General features: G+C 71.3%; 22 protein-coding genes and 2 tRNA genes. 6 read left to right on the top strand and 18 right to left on the bottom strand.

What is annotated here, in order from left to right; genetic code table 11:
• Window positions 1-202: 202 nt before the first annotated feature.
• Both rpsB and tsf read left to right on the top strand, forming a co-directional pair.
• Complete coding sequence (gene rpsB / locus K3554_RS10850) at window positions 203-1006, top strand: 30S ribosomal protein S2 (protein ID WP_259940127.1); 804 nt, start codon at window positions 203-205, stop codon at window positions 1004-1006.
• 76 nt (window positions 1007-1082) lie between these two features.
• Window positions 1083-1958 carry a translation elongation factor Ts gene (tsf, locus tag K3554_RS10845; protein ID WP_259940126.1) on the top strand — a complete coding sequence of 292 codons (876 nt, stop codon included), beginning with the start codon at window positions 1083-1085 and terminating at the stop codon, window positions 1956-1958.
• Window positions 1959-2279: 321 nt separating this feature from the next.
• Here the strand turns inward: tsf and K3554_RS10840 are convergent, their stop codons facing one another.
• A complete protein-coding gene (locus K3554_RS10840) occupies window positions 2280-3050 on the bottom strand; it encodes a LuxR family transcriptional regulator (protein WP_259940122.1) in 771 nt (256 codons plus the stop codon).
• On the bottom strand, window positions 3047-3478 hold the full coding sequence (gene aroQ, locus K3554_RS10835) for a type II 3-dehydroquinate dehydratase (RefSeq protein ID WP_259940120.1): 432 nt from the start codon (window positions 3476-3478) through the stop codon (window positions 3047-3049). Before aroQ ends, K3554_RS10840 begins: the two co-directional genes overlap by 4 nt.
• Before the next feature lie 418 nt (window positions 3479-3896).
• Between aroQ and K3554_RS10830 the strand changes: the two genes are divergently transcribed.
• Window positions 3897-4307, top strand: coding sequence for a hypothetical protein (locus tag K3554_RS10830; protein ID WP_259940117.1), 411 nt, complete (start codon window positions 3897-3899; stop codon window positions 4305-4307).
• On the opposite strand, the gene K3554_RS10825 is transcribed toward K3554_RS10830, so the two are convergent.
• The 8 genes from K3554_RS10825 to K3554_RS10790 all read right to left on the bottom strand — a co-directional run bounded on the left by K3554_RS10825 (window position 4304) and on the right by K3554_RS10790 (window position 11003).
• Window positions 4304-5563, bottom strand: a complete 1260-nt coding sequence (locus K3554_RS10825; protein WP_259940115.1) for a glutamate-5-semialdehyde dehydrogenase — start codon at window positions 5561-5563, stop codon at window positions 4304-4306. The genes K3554_RS10830 and K3554_RS10825 overlap by 4 nt on opposite strands.
• A gap of 13 nt (window positions 5564-5576) precedes the next feature.
• Window positions 5577-6677 (bottom strand): glutamate 5-kinase, encoded by a 1101-nt coding sequence (proB, locus tag K3554_RS10820; RefSeq protein WP_259940111.1) that lies wholly within the window; start codon window positions 6675-6677, stop codon window positions 5577-5579.
• A complete protein-coding gene (gene obgE, locus K3554_RS10815) occupies window positions 6662-7687 on the bottom strand; it encodes a GTPase ObgE (RefSeq protein ID WP_259940109.1) in 1026 nt (341 codons plus the stop codon). The genes proB and obgE overlap by 16 nt, the downstream gene beginning before the upstream one ends.
• Window positions 7684-8265 (bottom strand): GNAT family N-acetyltransferase, encoded by a 582-nt coding sequence (locus tag K3554_RS10810; protein ID WP_259940107.1) that lies wholly within the window; start codon window positions 8263-8265, stop codon window positions 7684-7686. Before K3554_RS10810 ends, obgE begins: the two co-directional genes overlap by 4 nt.
• Entirely contained in the window at window positions 8262-8864 is a 603-nt protein-coding gene (locus K3554_RS10805) for a LysE family translocator (RefSeq protein ID WP_259940105.1), read from the bottom strand. The genes K3554_RS10810 and K3554_RS10805 overlap by 4 nt, the downstream gene beginning before the upstream one ends.
• 93 nt (window positions 8865-8957) lie before the next feature.
• A complete protein-coding gene (gene rpmA, locus K3554_RS10800; RefSeq protein WP_259940104.1) occupies window positions 8958-9227 on the bottom strand; it encodes a 50S ribosomal protein L27 in 270 nt (89 codons plus the stop codon).
• 6 nt (window positions 9228-9233) lie between these two features.
• On the bottom strand, window positions 9234-9944 hold the full coding sequence (locus tag K3554_RS10795; RefSeq protein WP_259940102.1) for a 50S ribosomal protein L21: 711 nt from the start codon (window positions 9942-9944) through the stop codon (window positions 9234-9236).
• Between the two features lie 192 nt (window positions 9945-10136).
• Window positions 10137-11003 carry a DUF2059 domain-containing protein gene (locus K3554_RS10790; protein WP_259940100.1) on the bottom strand — a complete coding sequence of 289 codons (867 nt, stop codon included), beginning with the start codon at window positions 11001-11003 and terminating at the stop codon, window positions 10137-10139.
• 194 nt (window positions 11004-11197) lie between these two features.
• On the opposite strand from K3554_RS10790, the gene K3554_RS10785 reads away from it, so the two are divergent.
• The 3 genes from K3554_RS10785 (at window position 11198) to K3554_RS10775 (ending at window position 12722) form a co-directional block, all read left to right on the top strand.
• Window positions 11198-11287: transfer RNA gene (locus tag K3554_RS10785), tRNA-Ser, on the top strand.
• 54 nt (window positions 11288-11341) lie between these two features.
• Window positions 11342-12532, top strand: a complete 1191-nt coding sequence (gene tyrS / locus K3554_RS10780; RefSeq protein ID WP_259940098.1) for a tyrosine--tRNA ligase — start codon at window positions 11342-11344, stop codon at window positions 12530-12532.
• A gap of 113 nt (window positions 12533-12645) precedes the next feature.
• Window positions 12646-12722: transfer RNA gene (locus tag K3554_RS10775), tRNA-Arg, on the top strand.
• Between the two features lie 211 nt (window positions 12723-12933).
• Here the strand turns inward: K3554_RS10775 and K3554_RS10770 are convergent.
• From K3554_RS10770 to K3554_RS10735, 8 genes are all read right to left on the bottom strand, one after another.
• Window positions 12934-13758 carry a YdiY family protein gene (locus K3554_RS10770; protein ID WP_259940096.1) on the bottom strand — a complete coding sequence of 275 codons (825 nt, stop codon included), beginning with the start codon at window positions 13756-13758 and terminating at the stop codon, window positions 12934-12936.
• A 438-nt stretch (window positions 13759-14196) separates the two neighbouring features.
• On the bottom strand, window positions 14197-15321 hold the full coding sequence (lpxB, locus tag K3554_RS10765) for a lipid-A-disaccharide synthase (RefSeq protein ID WP_259940093.1): 1125 nt from the start codon (window positions 15319-15321) through the stop codon (window positions 14197-14199).
• Window positions 15318-16112 carry an LpxI family protein gene (locus K3554_RS10760; RefSeq protein ID WP_259940091.1) on the bottom strand — a complete coding sequence of 265 codons (795 nt, stop codon included), beginning with the start codon at window positions 16110-16112 and terminating at the stop codon, window positions 15318-15320. Before K3554_RS10760 ends, lpxB begins: the two co-directional genes overlap by 4 nt.
• Entirely contained in the window at window positions 16109-16906 is a 798-nt protein-coding gene (gene lpxA / locus K3554_RS10755) for an acyl-ACP--UDP-N-acetylglucosamine O-acyltransferase (RefSeq protein ID WP_259940090.1), read from the bottom strand. Before lpxA ends, K3554_RS10760 begins: the two co-directional genes overlap by 4 nt.
• Window positions 16906-17364 (bottom strand): 3-hydroxyacyl-ACP dehydratase FabZ, encoded by a 459-nt coding sequence (gene fabZ, locus K3554_RS10750; RefSeq protein WP_409197310.1) that lies wholly within the window; start codon window positions 17362-17364, stop codon window positions 16906-16908. Before fabZ ends, lpxA begins: the two co-directional genes overlap by 1 nt.
• Before the next feature lie 68 nt (window positions 17365-17432).
• Window positions 17433-18056, bottom strand: a complete 624-nt coding sequence (locus K3554_RS10745) for an OmpH family outer membrane protein (protein ID WP_259940089.1) — start codon at window positions 18054-18056, stop codon at window positions 17433-17435.
• Window positions 18056-20455, bottom strand: a complete 2400-nt coding sequence (gene bamA / locus K3554_RS10740) for an outer membrane protein assembly factor BamA (RefSeq protein ID WP_259940088.1) — start codon at window positions 20453-20455, stop codon at window positions 18056-18058. Before bamA ends, K3554_RS10745 begins: the two co-directional genes overlap by 1 nt.
• A gap of 101 nt (window positions 20456-20556) precedes the next feature.
• Window positions 20557-20682 carry a hypothetical protein gene (locus K3554_RS10735; protein WP_259940086.1) on the bottom strand — a complete coding sequence of 42 codons (126 nt, stop codon included), beginning with the start codon at window positions 20680-20682 and terminating at the stop codon, window positions 20557-20559.
• Between the last annotated feature and the right edge of the window lie 26 nt (window positions 20683-20708).

Below are 20708 nucleotides of genomic sequence, written 5' to 3'. Positions count from 1 at the left end.
GGTATGCACGGGGGGTGTACGGGGGGTGCACGGGAGGCGCCCCCCCGATTCCGCGCTTGCCGCCGCCGCCCCGATCCACTAGATCGCGCGCACTTCGCAGGCGGGGGCGGGCCGCTCCGGGGAGACATCCCGGACGGTCCACCGGTTGGGCACCATGCCCTTGATCCCCCGCCGAGGCTCAAACCGGAAAGGTAACCTACTGATGGCACTGCCCGAATTTTCGCTGCGCCAGCTCCTCGAGAGCGGCGTCCACTTCGGCCACCAGACCCAGCGCTGGAACCCCCGCATGGGGCCGTACATCTACGGCGCCAAGGGCGGCATCCACATCATGGACCTCACCCAGACGGTCCCGATGCTCGACCAGGCCCTCCAGGTCGTCCGCGACACCGTCGCCAAGGGCGGTCGCATCCTCTTCGTCGGCACCAAGCGCCAGGCCCAGAAGCCGATCGCCGACGCCGCCGAGCGCTGCGCCCAGTACTACATGAACCACCGTTGGCTGGGCGGCACGCTCACCAACTGGAAGACCGTGTCGAACTCGATCAACCGCCTGAAATCCATCGACGAAGCGATCGAGCAGGGCGGCGAGGGCCTCACCAAGAAGGAGCGGCTCGGCATGGAGCGCGACCAGCAGAAGCTGACCGCGACCCTGGGCGGCATCCGCGAAATGGGTGGACTGCCGGATCTGCTCTTCGTTATCGACGTCAACAAGGAAGACCTCGCCATCGCCGAGGCCAAGAAGCTCGGCATCCCGGTGGTGGCCGTGGTCGACACGAACTGCTCGCCCGACGGCGTTGACTACGTGATCCCGGGCAACGACGACGCGGCCCGCGCCATCGCGCTCTACTGCGACCTGATCGCCCGCGCGGCGCTCGACGGCATGAGCGCCCAGCTCGGCGCCGCCGGCGTCGACCTCGGCGAACTCGAGGAGGGCGTGGACGAGGGCGAGGCCGTCGAGCCCGCCGCCGAGGACGCCCCCGCCGCCGAAGAGGCGCCCGCCGAGGCGTAAGCCGCGGACGGCGAACGACAATCAGGGCGCGGGGCAGGGGCCCCGCGTCCGCGCACCCCATTTCAGGAGAGAGCAGATGGCAGTCACCGCAGCTCAGGTGAAGGAACTCCGCGACACGACCGGCGCGGGCATGATGGACGCCAAGAAGGCGCTGACCGAGACGGACGGCGACATGGATGCCGCCGTGGACTGGCTGCGCACCAAGGGTCTCGCCAAGGCCGCCAAGAAGTCGGGCCGCACCGCCGCCGAGGGCCTCGTGGCCGTCGCCGTCGACGGCGGCAAGGGCGTCGCCGTCGAGGTGAACTCCGAGACCGACTTCGTGGGCAAGAACGCCGAGTTCCAGTCCATGGTCGGCGACATCGCCCGCACCGCGCTGAAGGTCCCGGACCTCGGCGCCCTGACCGACGCCGAGATCGGCGGCCGCACCGTGGGCACCGTGATCACCGACGCCATCGCCAAGATCGGCGAGAACATGACCCTGCGCCGCATGGAGTCGCTCTCGGGCGGAAGCATCGTCACCTACGTGCATAACGCCGCCGCGACCGACATGGGCAAGATCGGCGTGCTGGTGGCCCTGTCCTCGGCCGACGAGGCCTTCGGCAAGCAGGTCGCCATGCACATTGCCGCCACCAACCCCGCCGCCCTCAACGAGGACGAGCTGGACGCGGCCGTGATCGAGAAGGAGCGTCAGGTCCAGATCGACATCGCCCGCGAGAGCGGCAAGCCCGAGCAGGTCATCGAGAAGATGATCGAGGGCCGCATGAAGAAGTACATGGCCGAGGTCACGCTGCTGAACCAGCAGTTCGTCGTGAACCCCGACGTGACCGTGGGCCAGGCGGCCAAGGACGCCGGCGTCGAGATCACCGGCTACGTGCGCCTGGAAGTGGGCGAGGGCATCGAGGTGGTGAAGGAGGACTTCGCCGCCGAGGTCGCCAAGACCGCCCGGGGCTGAATGCGAGGCGGCGCCGGGGAAAGACATCCCGGCGCCGCTCTCCGTGCCTGCCAGTACGCGGCGGCACAAGTCGCATCGCGGATGGGATGCGCGACGCGGCTCTCCGGTCCACGCCTCACGAGGCGCGGGCCAAGCTGTTCGCGACCGCGGGCGAAATGGCCCGCGCATCGCGCCGCCGGAATTCACCGGCCCGACCGGGAAGCGATCGCGTAAATATTCGGAACGACCCCCCGTCCGACTAGTCCAACGACGCAATTGCCGCCACTCACGAGACGTCTCCAAGGTGCACCCGCGGCCCCGATCGGGCCAGTGGGGAAAACCTTACCTCGACACGTGATCGGGGTGGTAGGTGAAGAACTGGTTGTGGGTGCTCATCTTTCGAATCGCCTGCGCCGTGGTCTCCACCCCCAGGGCCTCGCGTGCGAGGCGCAGGTGCTTCTCGACCGTGGCGGCGTTGATCTCCAGCAGCACCGCGGCATCCTGCACCGTCTTGCCGTCCGACACGAGCTCGAGCACCTCCCGCTGGCGCTTCGTCAGGCTGCGGACGTGGTCGCCGTGCGGAAGCGAGAGCAGCTTGAGATGCGCGACGCCCGCGACCAGTTCGATCTCCTCGCCATGACGCGCCCAGAGCGCGTCGATCTCGTCCTGGGACATGGTCGCGGACGACAGGCCGAGACCCGCGCCGGCGCGGGGCGATGAGCGCGGGAAGCTGATCGCGTAGCCCGCGACCACGCCGTGGCGCTGGTTGAACGCGACGACTTCCAGCTCGTCGGCGCTCAGCAGCCCCGCGCGCGCGTCCTCGGCGACCCGGCGCCAGGACGTGGTGCCGATCTCGTTCATGGCCCAGCGAACCAGCGGCGCCTTCTGGAACAGGCCCGCGCCGACGTACTCGTCGGTGTAGGAGGTCGGATAGTTCGTGAGGATCAGCGCGTCGCGGGCATCGCCGGCGCTGTGGAGCGTGAGGTAGTGCGAGGCCGCGTAGAGCATCCGGTCGAAGCCGAAGGCCGCCGTGTAGGCCTCGAGGCGCGACCACACCGCGTCGACCGTCTCGTCGGCGATGAGGCCGCGGAGCACTTCGGAGGGCAGGGTCACGGATCCTCCGCGAGCGCACGGATCGCGAGCTCGTATCCCGCCACCCCGAAACCCGCGATCACGCCCCGGCAGACGGGCGCGATCACGGAATGATGGCGGAAGGCCTCGCGCGCGTGGACGTTGGAGACGTGGACCTCCACGCAGGGCAGCGCGACGCCGGAGATCGCGTCGCGCAGGGCGATCGACGTGTGGGTGTAGGCGCCGGCGTTCAGCACGATTCCGGCATGGCGCCCGCGGGCGTCGTGGATCGCATCGACCAGCGCGCCTTCGTGGTTGGATTGGAGGCAGTCGATCGAGCTTCCCAGGCTCTCACCGAGCGCGCGGCATCGTCGCTCGACGTCCGCCAGCGTGTCCGCGCCATAGATCGCCGGCTCGCGCGTGCCGAGCAGGTTGAGGTTGGGGCCGTTCAGGACGAGGATGGATGGCATGAGGTCTCCCGCGTTCCGCCTAGCTAGGCAGCACGGGGGAACCGTGTCGATACCGGACCGGTGGGGTCAGGGGCGTAAAGGTGCGATAGGCAGGCGGACGAGCGACCTCGGCACCTTCCGGTTAGCCAATCGTTTACATAATCTGCCTTACAGGATGACGGTGGCCGCGAAGTGGTGGATGGGTCAGACCCCGTGCCCGCCGCTTTCTCACCACGAAACGCCACGCCGAAGTCCGCCCCGCTCTCCGGAACATATCGCAACCCAAAGGCGATTCACGTGGCAACTCGTCCGCCTCGCGATGTAAATCACTGGAAATACTCATATTTGCCTTTTGGGTATTCCAGCTTTGCGCTAACGATGGTTCGAGGGATGGCGCCGCATCATGCGGCCCGCCCGGTCATGGCACAGGGGTGGGCCGATGGCAGCATCGCAGATCGACGCGGCGCGGATCGGTCCGAAGTCCGGTACAGCCCGCGCGGAACGGACGGACATCCTTCTCGTGGGCCTCGGCCCGAGGGAACGCGAGACGGTTCCGTCGCGCCTGTTCGGAGCACTCGCACCAGGCGCGCGGAGCGTCGGGTTCGACGCCCTCGATCCGGAGCGGGTCCACGGCGCGATGGTGGTGCTGTCTCCGCTCGTCGCGCCGGAGTTCGATGCGTTCGAGCTGGCGGAACGCCTCGGTGCGCTCGGGTTCACCGGACGCTACGTGGCCTATGCCACGGACGTCGCGCACGAGGCGGTCATCCGCGCCGACGTGGCCGAGGTCGCCCCCAGCCTCGCGTTCGACCTCGTGGCGATGGGCCGCGGTCCCCGGCTCGCGACCTCCTAGGGGCGCACCGCGCCCCGGCCCTCGACCAGGTATTTGAAGCTGCAGAGCTGCTCGGCCCCGACGGGGCCGCGCGCATGCAGCTTGCCGGTCGCGATGCCGATCTCCGCGCCCATGCCGAACTCGCCGCCGTCGGCGAACTGGGTGGACGCGTTGTGCATCACGATGGCGCTGTCGACCCGCTCGAAGAAGCGCGCCACGGTGGCCGGGTCCTCGGCAAGGATGCAGTCGGTGTGGTCCGAGCCGTGGCGCCGGATGTGCGCGATGGCGCCGTCCACGTCGTCCACCACGCGCGCGGCGATGCGCATGTCGAGGAACTCGGTGCCCCAGTCGGCCTCGGTCGCAGCCACCGTGCCACGAAGCCCCTCGCCGGCCCGCACCTCGACGCCCGCTTCCACGAGCATGTCCACCAGGTCCTGTCCCAGCCCTTCGGCCACGTCGCGGTGGACGAGCAAGCACTCGGCGGCGCCGCAGATGCTCGTGCGGCGGGTCTTGGCATTCAGCACCACGCGGCGCGCGGTCTCCGGGTCGGCGGAGCGGTCCACGTAGACGTGGACGATGCCCTCGAGATGCGCGAAGACCGGCACCCGCGCCTCGCGCTGCACGAGGCCGACGAGCCCCTTGCCGCCGCGCGGCACGATCACGTCGATGTGGTCCGTGGCCGTCAGCATCGCCGCCACCGCGGAGCGGTCGCGAGTCGGCACGAGTTGGATGGCCGCCTCGGGGAGGTTCGCGCAGCGCAGCCCCTCGACCATCGCGCCGTGGATCGCGCGAGCGCTGTTGAGGCTCTCGGAGCCGCCGCGCAGGATCACCGCGTTGCCGGACTTGAGGCACAGCGCGCCGGCGTCGGCGGTGACGTTGGGCCGGCTCTCGTAGATCACGCCCACCACGCCGAGGGGCGTGCGCACGCGGCGGATCCGCAGGCCGTTGGGACGCCCCCACTCGTCCAGCACCGCGCCCACCGGGTCGGGCTGCTTGGCTATGGCGCGCAGACTGTCGACGATGCCGCGGATGCGGTCCTCGTCGAGGGCGAGGCGGTCGAGCATCGGACCCGAGACGCCCTTCCCGCGGGCGAACGCGAGGTCGCGGGCGTTGGCGTCCAGCACCTCCGCGCGGCGCGCCCAGAGCGCCTCCGACGCACCGATCAGGGCGGCATGCTTGCGTTCCGCCGAGGCGTGGGCGAGCGCGGCCGAAGCCTCGCGCGCGGCTTCGCCCATGGAACGGATCAGCGCATCGGCGTCGCCGTCGAAATCCTTCATGTCTCGGCCCTTCTCAGATCGCCATGTCGTCGCGGTGGATCAGCGCGGCGCGGCCCGGATAGCCGAGCACGCGCTCGATGTCACCGGAGCGGCAGCCGCGGATCGCGCGGGCCTCCTCGGCGGTGTAGCGGATCAGCCCCTGCCCCATCGCGCGCCCGTCCGGCCCCTCGATGGCCACCGGCTCGCCGCGCCCGAAGCGCCCGCCGACCCAGGTGACGCCCGCCGGCAGCAGCGACTTGCCGCCGCGCAGCGCCTCGACGGCGCCCGCATCCACGGCGACCGTGCCGCGCGGCTTCATCGCCCCGATCCAGCGCTTGCGCTGGGTCTGCGGGTCGCCCTTGGCGCGGAACCACGTGGCCCGCGCGCCGGCGTCCAGGGCCGCGAGCGGCCGGTCCACCGCACCCTGCGTGATCGCGAGCGCGCAGCCCGCCTCCATCGCCGTGCGCGCGGCCATCAGCTTCGTGACCATGCCGCCCTTCGACAGTCCGGAGACCCCCTCGCCCGCCATGGCGGCGATCTCGGGCGTGATCTCGACCACCTCCGGCAGGTGCTCGGCCGACGGGTCCAGCCCCGGGTTCGCGGTGTAGAGACCGTCCACGTCGGACAGGAGCACGCAGACGTCGGCGCCCGCCATCACGGCGACCTGCGCGGCCAGCCGGTCGTTGTCGCCGAAGCGGATTTCGTCGGTGGCCACGGTGTCGTTCTCGTTGACGACGGGCACCGCGCCGAGGGACAGCAGCGTCTCGAACGTCGCGCGCATGTTGAGGTAGCGGCGCCGGTCCTCGCCGTCGTCGAGGGTCAGCAGCACCTGCGCCGAATGGAGCGGCGCCAGCGCCTCGTCGTAGGCCCGCGCGAGGCGGATTTGGCCCACGGCGGCGGCGGCCTGCGCCTGTTCCAGCGACAGCGGCGGCACGAGCCCCAGCACGCCGCGTCCCAACGCGATCGAGCCCGAAGAGACGAGGATCACGTCCGCGCCCCGCGCCCGCAGGCTCCGCACGTCCTCGGCCAGCCCGCGCAGCCAGTCCGCCCGCAGCGCGCCCGTCGCGCGGTCCACCAGCAGCGCCGAGCCGATCTTGACGACGACCCGGCGCGCGTCGCTCAGAGCGGCGTCCACGCGGCGCCCTCGGGCTCGGCCGCCTCGGGGCGGATCATGCGCCGCAGGGCCCGCAGGACCTCGGTGACCCCCTGCCCCGTGGCGCCGGACATCTGCATGACCTCCGCGCCGCAAGCCTCGGACAACGCCTGCAAACGCACCGGCAGCTCGTCCTCCGCCACGGCGTCGGCCTTGTTGAGGACCGTCAGCCGCGGCTTGTCGACCAGCCCGCCGCCGTACATCTCCAGCTCCGTGATGACGGTGCGGTAGTCGCCCGCCACGTCCTCGGAGGTCCCGTCCACGAGGTGCAGGAGCGCGCCGCAGCGCTCCACATGGCCGAGGAAGCGGTCGCCGATCCCCCTGCCCTCGTGCGCGCCCTCGATCAGGCCAGGGATGTCGGCCACCACGAACTCGCCCCCGTCCACGCCCACGACTCCGAGGTTCGGGACCAGCGTCGTGAACGGGTAGTCCGCGATCTTGGGCCGGGCGTTCGATGTGGCCGCGAGGAAGGTGGACTTGCCGGCGTTGGGCAGGCCCAGCAGCCCGACGTCGGCGATCAGCTTGAGGCGCAGCCAGAGCGTGCGCTCCACGCCCGGCTGGCCGGGGTTGGAGCGGCGAGGCGCCTGGTTGGTCGACGTCTTGAAGTGAAGGTTGCCGAAGCCGCCGTTGCCGCCCTTCGCCAGTACCACGCGCTGGCCCACCTCGGTCATGTCGGCGACCACGGTCTCCTCGTCCTCGTCGAGGATCTCGGTGCCCACGGGCACGCGCAGCACGATGTCCTCGCCGCCCCGGCCGGTGCGCTGACGGCCCATGCCGCCCTGCCCGTTCCGGGCGAAGAAGTGCTGCTGGTAGCGGAAGTCGATCAGGGTGTTCAGCCCGTCCACGGCCTCGACCACCACGTCGCCGCCGCGCCCGCCGTCGCCGCCGTCGGGGCCGCCGTGCTCGATGTACTTCTCGCGACGGAACGAGATCGCCCCGTTCCCGCCCGCGCCCGAGCGGACGTACACCTTGGCCAGGTCCAGGAACTTCACGGGGCCGTCCTCTCGTGCATCTGCCGGATGTAGGTCCACATCGGCAGCACCGCGCCGCGCGCGACGCAGAACGCCTCGGCGTCGCCGATGTAGTCGAAGCCGGCGTTGGTCAGCACCCGCGCCGAGGCGGGGTTGTCCTGGAACACCTTGCCGAAGATCTGGGAGGCGCCGAGCGGGTTCGCCTCCATCAGCGCGCGCACCGCCTCCGTGGCGAGGCCCGTGTTCCACACGACGGGCGCGACCCAGTAGCCGATCTCGAGCTGCGCGCGGTCCATCGGGTCGAGCGTCACGAGGCCGATCAGGTCGCCGAGCCCGGCGCGGGTCGCGTCCATCGCCCACACGACCTCGTCCCGCTCCCCGGCGAGGGTGCGGGTGACGAAGTTGTCGGTCATGCCGGGCGGCAGCGGGTGCGGGATCGACGAGGTGCTGCCGGCTACGCGGATGTCGCCGGCATACAGCTCGATCGGCCCCATGTCGGAGCGGCGCAGCGGGCGCAGGGTGAGGCGGTCGGTCTCGATCACCGCCTGGGCGCCGCCGCCCGGGGGGTCGATGCGCACGGGGGACTTCTGAGGGGTCATGTCGCTCCTCCTGCGAACAAGACGATGAGGACGCTGGCGACCGTGAGGGCCGCGAGGGTCCACATGAGCCAGCGCTCGGCGGGCCGTCCGCGCAGGCGATGCGCAGCGAGGCTGCCGCCCCAGCACCACAGCGGATGCAGCACGAGCTGCGCGGCGAGCAGGATGGCGGCGATGGTCGCCGTCGCCTCCAGCGCGGGCGTTCCGGGCGCGGTGAAGGCGGTGAAGCCGCCCGTGATCATCGCCCAGGCCTTGGGGTTCAGCGGATGCACCACCAGCCCGGCCAGGAAGCCCGGCGCCTGCGCGCCCCGCGCCTCGCCCAGCCGCAGGTTGGCGACCCGCCACGCCAGCCAGACGATGTAGGCGGCGGAGACCCATTTCAGCACCTCGAAGGCCCACGGCGCGCGGCCCGCCAGCTCCATCAGTCCGAAGCCCACGGGCCAGATCACGAGCTGCTTTCCCAGCGCCACGCCCAGCACGAAGGGCAGCGCCGCGCGCAGGCCGTGGGCCGCGCCCGTGGCCATCAGCGCCATGTTGGCCGGGCCGGGCGTGCCGACCTGGCTCAGGGCGAAGGCCGCGAAGGGAAGCACGGCGACGCTCATGACGCGGGGGTGCGGTCTGCGCGCATGATGGGCTCCGGAACGACGAAGGGGCCGGCACGGCCGACCCCCCGGGGAAACGCTTCGAGGACCGGCCTACTCGGCGGCCTCGGCCACCGGCAGCACGTCGATGAAGGTGCGCCCCTTGAGGCCCTTGCGGAAGGTCACCGCGCCCTCGACCACGGCGAAGATCGTGTGATCCTTGCCCATGCCGACGCCGTTGCCCGGGTACCACTTGGTGCCGCGCTGGCGGACGATGATGTTGCCCGGGATGGCGGCCTGGCCACCGAACAGCTTGACCCCGAGACGGCGGCCGGCGGAGTCGCGGCCGTTGCGGCTGGAGCCGCCCGCTTTCTTGTGTGCCATGCGTCCTTACTCCTGCTCTGCGGCGAATTTCTTCGCCTGCTCGATCCAGCCGTCACGCTCGATGCGGCCCTTGAACGAAAGGCGATCGTCCATGTAGGCGATCTCCTCGGGGCCCCAGGCGACGATCTGGTCGAAGTGATAGACCCCGTTCTTGTGGAGAAGCCCCTCGAGCTTCGGACCCACGCCCGAGATCTTCTTGAGGTCGTCCGCCTTGCCGTCGCGCGGGGCGTCGAGAAGGTTCGCGGGGCGCGCGCCGGGGGCGGCGGCCTCGGCGATCTTGTCGGCGTCCGAGGCGGTCTCGGGCACGCCGAGGTCGGACATGCCGGCGGGCGCTGCGGCGCTGGCAGCGGCTTTCGGCGCGGAGCCGGCGCCCTTGGCGGCCTTCACGCCCGACCCGTCCGCGCCCGAGGCGAGGATCGAGGTCACGCGCAGCAGGGTCAGCTGCTGGCGGTGGCCCTTGGTGCGCTTCGACGAGTGCTTGCGGCGGCGCTTCACGAAGTGGATCAGCTTCTCGCCCTTGATCTGGTCGATCACGTCGGCCTGCACGGCCGCGCCGGCGACCAACGGTGCGCCCACGGTGAGCGTGTCGCCGCCCACCATCAGGACCTCGTTGAACTGGACCCGCTCGCCCGCGCTCGCAGCCAGCTTCTCGACCCGCAGGACGTCGCCTTCGGCGACACGGTACTGCTTGCCGCCCGTCTTCATGACAGCGAACATGCGCCATCTCCTTCGTGTTGTCGCGCCCTGCGGTCCCCCCGAAGGGGCGTTCGCGCCTCGCGGCACCTCGGACAGCGGCCCCGCATAGGGGCGTTGCGAATAAGCGAGGGCCGCAAGCGATGCCTGCGGCCCAGTGCGCGCGGATTCCCACGGCGGGCGAGGAATGTCAACCGGATGGGCGACCCTGCGCCCTCAGGCGTCCTCCGAGACGATGAAGCCCGCCGCGGCCAGCCCCAACTCGTAGGACGTGCGCTCGAACACGGCGCCGAACCCTGCGAAGAGCGCGGCGTTCGTGCGCCGCCCCACCGCCGAGGCCGCCCAGTCCACGTAGGACCGCAGCTCCTCCTCGCTGAGCGCCCCATAGGCCAGCGTCAGGTAGGCGTCGAGCCAGCGCGACGTCGTCTCGCGCACCTCGCCCTCCTGCTGCCAGACCATCGCGAGCAGCTCGCTCTCGGATAGGCGCCGGGTCATGGCGCCGCCGTCGCCCAGCCCGCGGTAGAAGGCGTAGTTGGCGTTCAGCCCGCCCGACACGTTGGCGCCCACGAGGTCGAGCCCGTCGATCAGTTGAGCGACAAGGGCCGACCGGGGGTCGTCCTTCGGCGCGGCGTCGGCGACGTTGAGCGCCTCGGCCTCGACCGCCCCGTCCAGCATGGCGCGCCGCGAGTCCACCTCGGCCCGCGCAACCTTCGCGCCCAGGGGCGATGCGTAGAAGCCCGCGGCCTCGCGCATCTCCGCCGCATCGAGCTCCGTCGCCAGCACGCCGGCCAGCATCCGCGAAAGGCGCTCCGGCGACTGGATGCGCGCGACCGCCCGGCTCCAGGCCCGTCCGCCGCGCCCGGGAAAGAGCGCGGCCTCCAGCCCCGCGCCGTGGCGCGCGCCCTCGGTCGCCACCACCGCCATGAGCGGCCCCAGCCGCGCGGCGTCCATCAACGCGTCCACCGCCGCGCTCTCGGCCGCCTCCACGCCCGCGCCCGGCCGCGGCGCGTCGGCCCAGGCGGCGCCGCCCATCAGGGTCGCGCCGCACAGGAACGCCAATAGAAGTCTCTGCTTGCCCGTCATCACTGCCACCTCGGAGTTTCTTGATTATGTGCAAGGAGTGAACACCGCGTTGCCGCCGGCGGGCAAGTCTTCGGGTCGCGCGCGCGCGATTCCCCGCGCAGGGTTCCGGTTCCATGCATTCGTTGCGGGCACCCCGCCGCACCCCCTTGCGCCCATCGCACGCCTTTGCGAGAAGCCGCGCCACGACCCCGCGCGGAGAGGTGCCGGAGTGGTCGAACGGGACGGTTTCGAAAACCGTTGTGGGTGCAAGCCTACCCAGGGTTCGAATCCCTGTCTCTCCGCCACTTTTCCCCCGCGCGACAACGAGATGATGCCGCTCCGCGGCGCCCGGAGGACCGATGCTCTACCGCCTGCTCGCCAACGCCGCCATCGTCGAGCCCGAGGACGGCGTCGCCGCGAAGCTCCGCCTCGCCGAATCCGAAGGTCGCCCCCTGCGCGTGAAGCTGGGCTTCGACCCCACCGCCCCGGACCTGCACCTCGGCCATGCGGTGGTGTTGCAGAAACTCCGCGACTTCCAGGAGGCCGGGCACCGCATCGTCGTGATCATCGGCGACTTCACCGCCTCGATCGGCGATCCCACGGGCCGCAACAAGCTGCGCCCGCCGCTCACCGCCGAGGAGATCGACGCCAACGCCGAGACCTACCTCGCCCAGCTCGGCAAGGTGGTGGACACGGACGACATCGAGGTGCGCCGCAACTCCGAATGGCACGGCAAGCTCGACCTCGCCGCCACGATCCGTCTCATGGCCTCGGTGACGGTCGCGCAGATCATGGCGCGCGACGACTTCCGCAACCGCTTCCAGGGCGGCCTGCCGATCCACCTGCACGAGCTGCTCTACCCGATCCTGCAGGGCTACGACTCGGTGATGATCGACGCCGACATTGAGCTCGGAGGCACCGACCAGCTCTTCAACAACCTCATGGGCCGCCACCTCCAGGAGGCCGCGGGCAAGCCCGGGCAGGCGGTGATGTGCATGCCGCTGCTGGTGGGCACCGACGGGTCCGACAAGATGTCGAAGTCGAAGGCGAACTACGTCGGCCTGACCGACGCGCCCGAGGACATGTTCGGCAAGCTCATGTCGATCTCGGACGCCATGCTGCCGAACTACCTCGACCTCACCACCACCTTCGACGCGGATGCGAAGCGCGAGATGCTTCGGGCGCTGGAGGCGGGCGAGAACCCGATGGCGCTGAAGAAGGCGCTGGCCGAGAACGTCACCGACCGCTTCCACGGCGCCGGCGCAGGGAGTGAGGCGCGCGGCCACTTCGAGCGCACCGTGCAGCGCAAGGCCCCCGCCGAGGAGGACCATGCGCCGCTCGCCGTCGCCGACCTGCCCGATGGGGCGACCCTTCTGGACCTCTGCGCCGCCGCCCTGCCCTCGCAGTCCCGCGGCGCGCTCAAGCGCCTGATCGCGGGCGGCGGCGTGCGGGTGGACGGCGACAAGGTCGAGGATCCGGGCGCGCCGGTGATTGCTGCGCCGGGGCGCAAGGTGTGGATCGGCAAGCGGGATCGGTTCGTCCTGAGCTAAGGGGATTTGGGGACTCCGCCCCCGGCCCTGCAAGCCTCCCCCGAGGTATTTCTCGAACAGAGACGGACGGGCGCTTGCGGGCGCCCCGCCTCCGGGCTACTCCGGCCCCACACGCGCCCATAGCTCAGCTGGATAGAGCGCTGCCCTCCGAAGGCAGAGGTCAGAGGTTCGAATCCTCTTGGGCGCGCCATTCCCACCCCGCGACGACGATTTCTGCATTGGACCCAATCGCTCGTCTGCATTCGGCGCGGCGCGGAATTCTTGCGCGCCCTTCGGATCACGCCCGGGATGGCGCCCCTCCAACCGAAAACGCCACCCGGACCTGTCGGTCCGTGTGGCGTTCGGGGGAGCCGGCGGCGGGATGCCGCCGCCGGCTGCGATCGTGATGAGTGGCGCCGGCTTCAGAAGCCGACGACGAGGGACACGCCGAGGGTGTTGTCGGCGTTGCGGAAGCCCGGCAGGGGATCGTCGTTGTACTCGGTGCGGTAGCTCACGCGGGTCGACAGGTTGTCGCTCACGCGGAAGTTCACGCCGAAGTCGTTGGTGACCAGGGTGTTGATGTCCGAGGTCAGCACGTCGGTGTCGTTGGTCAGCGAGACCGCGTCGGTCAGGCCGTAGAAGAAGCGCGACGACAGGATGCCGGCGCCTTCGGTCTCGTCGGTGCCGCTGGCGAGGTCGGTGTAGCGGATGCCGGGGCCGGCCTGCACGCGCCAGGCGGCTTGGGGCGTGTTCAGGATCCGGTAGCCGAGGCCGCCGCCCAGGAACGCGTCGCGCTCCACGGTGGCGAAGCCGTCGTACTCGAAGCGGCCCGTGCCGAAGGCGTAGAGGGCGGGCGTGAAGGCGCGGGTGCCCTCGTAGGTGGCGAAGAACTTCTCCTCGTTGCGCGTGCCGTTGGCTTCGCCGAACTCGGCGGCGAGGCCGAAGCTGTGCGAGAACTGGCCCACGCCGTAGGTCATGCGCGCCGCGGCCGAGAGCTCGCCGGTGTCGGTGTTGCCGTTGGCGCCCGAGAAGGTGAGCGCGGCCGAGCCGCGCAGGCCCTGGGGCACGCCGAGCGTCGAGAAGCGCTCCGCGTCCTGGCCCTCGGCGAGGTCGTCCTGCGCGTCCTCGGTGATGTCGTCGATGCGGTCGTCGAGCCGCTCCACGCCGGTGAGGTTGGTGGCCTGCGCGTGGGCCTGCGCGCCAAGAACGAGGGCGAGCGCGGCAGTGGTTGCGAACAGCGTCTTCATTGAAGCGGTCCCTTAAGGTGAGGATGGCCGCCGGTCGGATCATCCGTTCCAGCGCTTCCCGTCCGCTGCCACATAGGGCCGACCTTCCGGGAAGTGAATTTCAAAAGCGCGACGTTCTACCCGATATGCATTCATGTTTCATTTCAGCTCTGTAGTCTCCCCATTGGCCCCGTTCCCATTCCCCCCTTGCATGTCCTCCCATTCCAACTGGAATGCCATCGACACTTCGCCGGACATGCGTGCAAGAACCACTTCACGCGTGCTGCCGCAGCTGATCGACCGATGAAAAATGCGGCATCCAGTTTGACGCTGAGGCGTTCCGCATCGAACCCGGAGGTCGCTTCATCGAAGGACGCGCAACCCGCGGACCTCGGGTTCGCCATGCGCTGGGACGCAGTCTAACCGGGGCCGGGTCGTCCGGCCCTCGGCGCGCCGTCGCTAAGCCTCGATCCGCGCAAGGACCGAGCGTGCCGCCCGCAGACCGGGCGCCTCGCCGCCGCGGCCGAGCCGGTCCATCGTCATGTCCAACGCATCGCGCTGCGCCTCGCGCAAGCTCGGGACCGTGAGGAGGCGGGCGAGCGCGTCGCCCACCGGGCCGGGCTTGCAGGCGGCGCCGAGGAACTCCGGCACCGCGCGGGTCTCGCTGACCAGGTTCACCAGCGTCACCGTGTCCACGCGCAGGAGACGGCTCAAGACCACGCGGCTGAACCACGCCATGTCGTAGGCGATCACCATCGGCACGCGGTTCGCGGCCAGCTCCAGACTGACGGTGCCCGAGGCGGCCAGGGCGGCATCGGCGGCGGCGAAGGCGGCCCGGCGGCGCGAGGGGCGGTCGACGATCACGGGCTTCACAGGCCAGTCCGCCACCGCGTCGTCGATGCGCTCGCGCAGGTGCGGCAGCGTGGGGACCACGGGGCGGACGCCGTCGGGCAGCCGGCGCAGCGCCGTGCCGAAGACCGGGGCGAGCCGCGCGATCTCGCCGCCGCGCGAGCCGGGCAGCACGAGGGCGGTGCGGCCGTGGCGGGCGCGGAAGGCGGCCACCTCGTCCTCGCTCGCGCGCGGCTCGGCCACCACGGGATGGCCCACGAAGTCGCAGGTCATACCGGCCGCTTCCATGTAGGGAGGCTCGAAGGGTAGCAGGGCCAGCACGTGGTCGATGCTGCGCGCCATGCGTTCGGCCCGGCCCGGACGCCACGCCCAGACCGAAGGCGCGACGTAGTGGACGGTGCGGATCGCGGGGTTCGCGGCCCGCACCTTCGCGGCGACGCGCAGGCCGAAGTCGGGGCTGTCGATGGTGACCAGCGCGTCCGGTGCCGCGTCGAGCACGGCCCGCACCGTGCGGTCGCGCAGGGCGAACAGCTCCGGCAGGCGGGGCAACACCTCGGCCAACCCCATGACCGACAGGCGCTCCATGGGGAACAGGCTCCGCAGCCCCTGCGCGGCCATGGCGTTGCCGCCCACGCCGGCGATCTCGACCTCAGGAGCGAGCTGCTGCAACCCGGCCATCAGCGCGGCCCCGAGGCGGTCGCCCGAGGGCTCGCCGGCGACGAGGAAAAGCTTCACGGCGCGAAAGCGTGGAGGAAGAGACCGGCGGCAGCGGCGGCCTCGCCGGTGCCATGGAGGATCACCGTGCCGCCCCGCTCCACGGCGATGCCGCGCAGCCCCGCGGCGGTGGCCCGCCGCACCGTGTCGGGGCCGATCGCGGGAAGGTCGATGCGCCGGTCCTGCGCGGCCTTCGGCGCCTTCAGGAGCACGCCGCCCTCGGGCCGTCCGTAGGCCGAGGGTCGCTGCAGGCTTTCGAGCATCCAGTCCGTTCCCGGCTGCGCCTCCACGGCGAGCACCTGCCCGCCGGCCACCACCACCCCCTGCCCGATGTCGAGCGCCCCCAGCGCGGCGTGGACCTCGCGCGCCCTGGCGACGTCGCGGACGTCGCGGTCGGTGGGCGTGCCGATCTCCGGGACCTCCAGCAGCGACGGCGCCGCCTCCGCCAGCCCCGCGACGGCGATCCCGCGTTCCTCGAACACCGCGATCACCTCGCGCAAGGCTCCGTCGTCGCCCCGCGCCACGGCGGCGGCGATGCGGGGCACCAGCGGCATCGTGGCCGCGTCGAGCTTAGCGGGGTCGATCGGGGGCCGCGCGATGCGTCCGGCGAAGATGGCGCGACCGACGCCCTGCCCCGCCAGCTCCTCCAGCAGCGTGCCGAGGCGCTCGATCCGGAACGGCTCGGAGGCGATCCCCTCCGGCACATGCCCGTCGAGGTGCCGCGCGATCCACGGCGTTCCAGCCGCGTCCAGCGCCGCCGTCACCGCGCGGGGCAAGGCCCCTTCGCCCGCCACCAGCACGGTGCGCCTCACCGCGGCACCAGGAACGAGCGGTCCGAGGCCCCGGTGATGAACGCGACCATGCGCTGCACGTAGTCGCTGTCGCTCTCGTCGCCGAGGCGGCGGGCCCGCTCCAGGAACGTCCCCTCGCCCTGCTTGAGCGTCAGCAGCGCCACGCGCAGCGCCTGGATGTCGGCGCGCGCCACCCCCCGGCGCTTGAGCCCGACGAGGTTGAGGCCGTCCAGCTCCGCCCGCGGCCCCTGCACGAGGCCGTAGGGAACGACGTCGTTGGTCACCATCGACAGCGCGCCGATGATGGCCCCGGTGCCGATGCGCACGAACTGGTGGATGCCCGACAGGCCGCCGATGATCACGTCGTCCTCGACCACGCAGTGACCCGCCACGGCGGAGCTGTTCACCACGATCACCCGGTCGCCGATCTGGCAGTCGTGGGCCACGTGGCAGCCCGCCATGAACAGCCCGTCGTAGCCGATCCGGGTGACGCCGCCGCCGCCCTCGGTGCCGGGGTTGATGGTGACGTGCTCGCGGATGCGGTTGCGGGCGCCGATGCGCAGGGACGTGCGCTCGCCGCCGAACTTCAGGTCCTGCGGCACCTCGCCGACACAGGCGAAGGGATAGACGGTCGAGCCCTCTCCGATCCGCGTGTCGCCGGCGACGACCACATGGGACTTCAGCTCCACCCCTTCGGCCAGCTCCACCTCCGCGCCCACGACGCAGAACGGGCCGACGCGGGCGCCGGGGCCGATCCGCGCGCCCGCCTCGACCACCGCCGACGGGTGGACCTCGGCGGCGGGATCGACGGCCATCAGCCGCGCACGTCGATCATGGCGGTCAGCTCGGCCTCGGCGGCGACCTCGCCCTCGACGGTTGCCACGCCCTTCAGCTTCCAGACCTTGCCGCCGGGCCGCCCGCGCAGCACCTCGAGCCGCATCTCCACCACGTCGCCGGGCACGACCTTGCGGCGGAACTTGGCGCCGTCGATGCCCATGAAGTAGACCAGCGCGTCGCGCCCCTCGAGCTCGTCGCTCAGACCCACCAAGAGCGCCGCCGTCTGCGCCATCGCCTCGACGATGTAGACGCCGGGCATGATGGGCGTGCCGGGAAAGTGCCCCTGCAGATGCGGCTCGTTCATCGTCACGCACTTGATGCCGGTGGCCGATTTGTGAGCGACGATGTCGCGCACCTTGTCGATCAGCAGCAGCGGATAGCGGTGCGGGATGATCCGCTGGATCAGGTCGATGTCGGCTTCGGTGGAAATGGGCAAGGCAGGCTCCGTCCGGTTGCGCGCGCCCCTTCGCTAGCAAGCGCCGGGGGGGCGGTCCAGCGCGGTTCCTAGCGGTCCGGGTCCGTCCGCGCGCCCGTCTCCGGCGCCGTCTCCGCACCCGGCCGCGGCGTGGGGGCCGACGGTTCCAGCCCCGCGCCGTCGGCGAGGGCCGCGTCGATGCGCGCCAGCGCCTCCTCGGTGATGTCGACCTCGCCCGTGGCGGCGATCACCATGCGCCGGTCGAGGATCACCTGCGCCCCGACCTCGCGGGTGAACGCGGAGAGCACCGGCCCGATCTCCTCGAGGAAGACCTGCTGCGCCCGGTCCTGCTGGTCCTGGATCGCGCGCGCCTTCGCGTCCTGGGCCTCGCGGATGCCCTCGACGCGGCGGTCGAACGCGGTGGCGAGCTCGCGGAACACCTCGGCCGCCTCGGCGGGGCGGCGCTCGGTCAGCGCGCGCTCCTCGGCCTCCAGCATCGCCTCGATGCGGCGGTTCTCGGCGCCGAGCTGCGCGAGCGCAGCTTCCACGTCCGCGCGCACCCGCTGGCCGAACATGGAGCGGGCGTAGAGCGCGTCGCGGTCCAGCACCACCACCGGCAGCGCGGGCGCCACGGCGGGCGCCGGGGCCTCCTGGGCCTGTCCCGCCGTCGCCGCCATCACGGCGAGGGCCGCGAGGCGGGCAGCGGCGCGCATCAGAAGCGGGTCTGGATCGTGAGGTCGAAGTTCTGCTCGCGGTCGAAGTCGCGCTTGCGGATCGCCTCGGTGAAGTCGAAGCGCAGCGGCCCGATCGCCGTGTCCCACAGGATCGACACGCCCACGGAGGAGTTCAGAAAGAACCCGTCGTCCACGATGCCGACGCCGTCGCCCGAGACCGCCCCGCCGTCGGTGTCGTCCAGCCCCCAGACCGAGGCCGCGTCCACGAAGGCGGCACCGGAGATGCCGTACTCCTCGGGCAGGATGCCGATCGGGAACAGCGCCTCGGCGCGGGCCTGCACGAAGCGGTTGCCGCCCAAGGGGTCGGAGGGCGCGAAGGTGTCGCGCGGACCGATGCCGCCCGAGCGGAAGCCGCGGATCAGGTTGCCGGTGCCGAAGTAGCGGTTCGAGCGGGTGGACACGGTGTCCTCGAGCTGCACGAGGGCGCCGAAGCTCAGGGTGCCGCGCAGCGTCACCTCCTCGTTGAGGACCAGCTGCTCGCCCTGCGCGGTCACGGCGGACTTCACGAACTTCTCGTCGCCGCCGAGGCCCGCGACCTCCTGCTCCAGGGTCAGGCGGTAGCCGCGCGTCGGGTCGAGCCCGTCGCCGATGGTGTTGTAGACGTAGCGGTAGCCCACCGAGGAGGTGATGCGCTCCTCGTTGGCCTCGCGCGCGAGGATCGCCGAGACGTTCGCCAGCCCCTCGCCCGGCGAGATCACGCCGTCGCCGTTCACGTCGCTGCCCGGATCGTCGGAGATCAGCGTGGCGCGGTCGATGTTGTAGAACACGCCGAGCCGCGCGTACTCGCCCACCGGGAACTCCAGCCCGGGGCGGAAGCCCAGCTGCTCGAGCGCGAAGTTCTCGTCGTCGGGATCGGTCTCGCTGTAGTAGAGCGACGTCGACAGCGCGAGGTCGCGTCCGAGGAACGCGGGCTCCACGAAGGTGAGCTGCGAGTTGCCGGCGGTGCTGCCGACGTTGACGGCAAGGTTCAGCGACTGCCCGCGGCCGAGGAAGTTCGTCTCCGCGAAGGTCAGCGCAAGCGAGGCGCCGGCGTCGACCGAGAAGCTGAGGCCGAAGCCGAGGCTGCCGGTGGGCTGCTCCTCGACGTCGACGTCCACGATCACCTGATCGGCGGCCGAGCCGTCGCGCGCCTCGACGGAGGCGTCCGCGAAGTAGCCGAGCGCTCGGATGCGCTCCGCCGCGGCGCGGATCTCGCGGGGGTCGAAGGGATCGCCCTCGGCGATGCGGAACTGGCGGCGGATCACGCGGTCGAGGGTGGTGGCGTTGCCCTCGATGTCGATGCGCTCCACGAAGACGCGGGGCCCGCGCTCGATCACGAAGGCCACGTCGAGGGTGCGCGCCGCCTCGTTGCGGGTCACGCGCGGCACGACCCGCACGAAGTTCAGGCCCTTGCGCGTGGCCAGCCGCTCCAGCCGCTCGATGGTGCGCTCCACGGCCTGGGGGCTGTAGACGTCGCCGCGCTGCACCGGCACCTCGGCGCCGAACTCGGCCGCGTCCACGCCGCCGAGGTTGGTGGCCGCGCCGACCTGCCCGAAGCGGAACTGCTGCCCCTCGCGGATGCGGAACGTCAGGAAGAAGGCGTCGCGCGTGGGCGCGAGCTCGGGCGTGACCGACAGCACCTCCACGTCCACGTAGCCGCGGCTGAGGTAGAAGTCGCGCAGGAGCTGGCGGTCGAACTCCAGCCGCTCGGGCACCAGCGTGTCGGAGCCGATCACCGCGCGGAAGATGCCCGCTTGGGTGGTCTCGAGCACCCGGCGCAGGCGCCGGTCCGAGAAGGCGCGGTTGCCGACGATGCCCACGCGCTCGACCTCGGTGACGCGGCCCTCGGCCACCTCGAACACGAGATCCACGCGGTTGTCGCTGCGGCGGATGATCTTGGGCGACACGGTCGCCGCCAGACGACCGGCCTGCCCGTAGGCGGCGGCGATGGCGGCGGCGTCGGCCTCGGCCTGCGCGGGGTCGTAGACGCGGCGCGGCGTGGAGCGGACCAGCTCCAGGAGCTGGTCGTCCTTGATGCGCGCGTTGCCCTCGATGGCGATGCGGCTGATGGTCGGGAACTCGCGCACCACCACCACGAGGCGCTCGCCGCTCGGCACGATCTCGACGCTCTCGAACAGGCCCGAGGCCTGGAGGCGCTGGAACCCGTCGTTCAGGGGGCCCGCGCCGATCGGCTGGCCGGGCGTCACGCCGAGCGTGGAGATGACGGTCGCGTCGTCGATGCGCTGGTTGCCCTGCACGTCGAACGAGGTGAAGCGGAAGGTCTGTGCCTCGGCCGCGCCGGCGAACCAGAATGCCGTGGTGCCGGCCAGGGCGACCGCCCCGAGCGTGCCTGCCGCCGTCGCACCGAACCGGCACGCCCCTCGCGCGAAAACCTGCATGCCCCTGCCCCCCGGTGCCTCGTTTTGCCCGAGGGGTTAGCGGCTGGCAGGGGGGTTGTCAAAGCGCGGCACCGTTCCGTGCCGCGCGTCGGGGGCGTCCGTCAGAGGCCCTGGATCCAGCTCGCGCACAGGATCGCCGCGAGGATCGCGAAGACCGAGAGGAAGCGGTCGATGTTCATTCCGAGGAACAGGGAAAGTCCGCGGTATCCGTCCTGCATGTGGCGCATGGCCTCGCCTCCTTCTGAAGGTCCGT

Origin of the sequence: Jannaschia sp. W003, from assembly GCF_025144335.1 — a bacterium.
GTDB lineage: Bacteria > Pseudomonadota > Alphaproteobacteria > Rhodobacterales > Rhodobacteraceae > Jannaschia.
The sequence above is the reverse complement of the archived record's forward strand: the minus strand, read 5'-3'. Positions and strand labels throughout refer to the sequence as shown.

Excerpts from the sequence above, each read along its gene's own strand:
- K3554_RS10825 (WP_259940115.1), bottom strand. The coding sequence starts at position 5,563 with ATGAAGGATTTCGACGGCGACGCCGATGCGCTGATCCGTTCCATGGGC.
- tsf (WP_259940126.1), top strand. The coding sequence starts at position 1,083 with ATGGCAGTCACCGCAGCTCAGGTGAAGGAACTCCGCGACACGACCGGC.
- K3554_RS10735 (WP_259940086.1), bottom strand. The coding sequence starts at position 20,682 with ATGCGCCACATGCAGGACGGATACCGCGGACTTTCCCTGTTCCTCGGA.
- K3554_RS10795 (WP_259940102.1), bottom strand. The coding sequence starts at position 9,944 with ATGTTCGCTGTCATGAAGACGGGCGGCAAGCAGTACCGTGTCGCCGAA.
- bamA (WP_259940088.1), bottom strand. The coding sequence starts at position 20,455 with ATGCAGGTTTTCGCGCGAGGGGCGTGCCGGTTCGGTGCGACGGCGGCA.
- K3554_RS10830 (WP_259940117.1), top strand. The coding sequence starts at position 3,897 with ATGGCAGCATCGCAGATCGACGCGGCGCGGATCGGTCCGAAGTCCGGT.
- K3554_RS10810 (WP_259940107.1), bottom strand. The coding sequence starts at position 8,265 with ATGACCCCTCAGAAGTCCCCCGTGCGCATCGACCCCCCGGGCGGCGGC.
- rpmA (WP_259940104.1), bottom strand. The coding sequence starts at position 9,227 with ATGGCACACAAGAAAGCGGGCGGCTCCAGCCGCAACGGCCGCGACTCC.
- K3554_RS10790 (WP_259940100.1), bottom strand. The coding sequence starts at position 11,003 with ATGACGGGCAAGCAGAGACTTCTATTGGCGTTCCTGTGCGGCGCGACC.
- K3554_RS10805 (WP_259940105.1), bottom strand. The coding sequence starts at position 8,864 with ATGAGCGTCGCCGTGCTTCCCTTCGCGGCCTTCGCCCTGAGCCAGGTC.
- K3554_RS10745 (WP_259940089.1), bottom strand. The coding sequence starts at position 18,056 with ATGCGCGCCGCTGCCCGCCTCGCGGCCCTCGCCGTGATGGCGGCGACG.
- tyrS (WP_259940098.1), top strand. The coding sequence starts at position 11,342 with ATGCTCTACCGCCTGCTCGCCAACGCCGCCATCGTCGAGCCCGAGGAC.
- aroQ (WP_259940120.1), bottom strand. The coding sequence starts at position 3,478 with ATGCCATCCATCCTCGTCCTGAACGGCCCCAACCTCAACCTGCTCGGC.
- K3554_RS10770 (WP_259940096.1), bottom strand. The coding sequence starts at position 13,758 with ATGAAGACGCTGTTCGCAACCACTGCCGCGCTCGCCCTCGTTCTTGGC.
- lpxA (WP_259940090.1), bottom strand. The coding sequence starts at position 16,906 with ATGGCCGTCGATCCCGCCGCCGAGGTCCACCCGTCGGCGGTGGTCGAG.
- rpsB (WP_259940127.1), top strand. The coding sequence starts at position 203 with ATGGCACTGCCCGAATTTTCGCTGCGCCAGCTCCTCGAGAGCGGCGTC.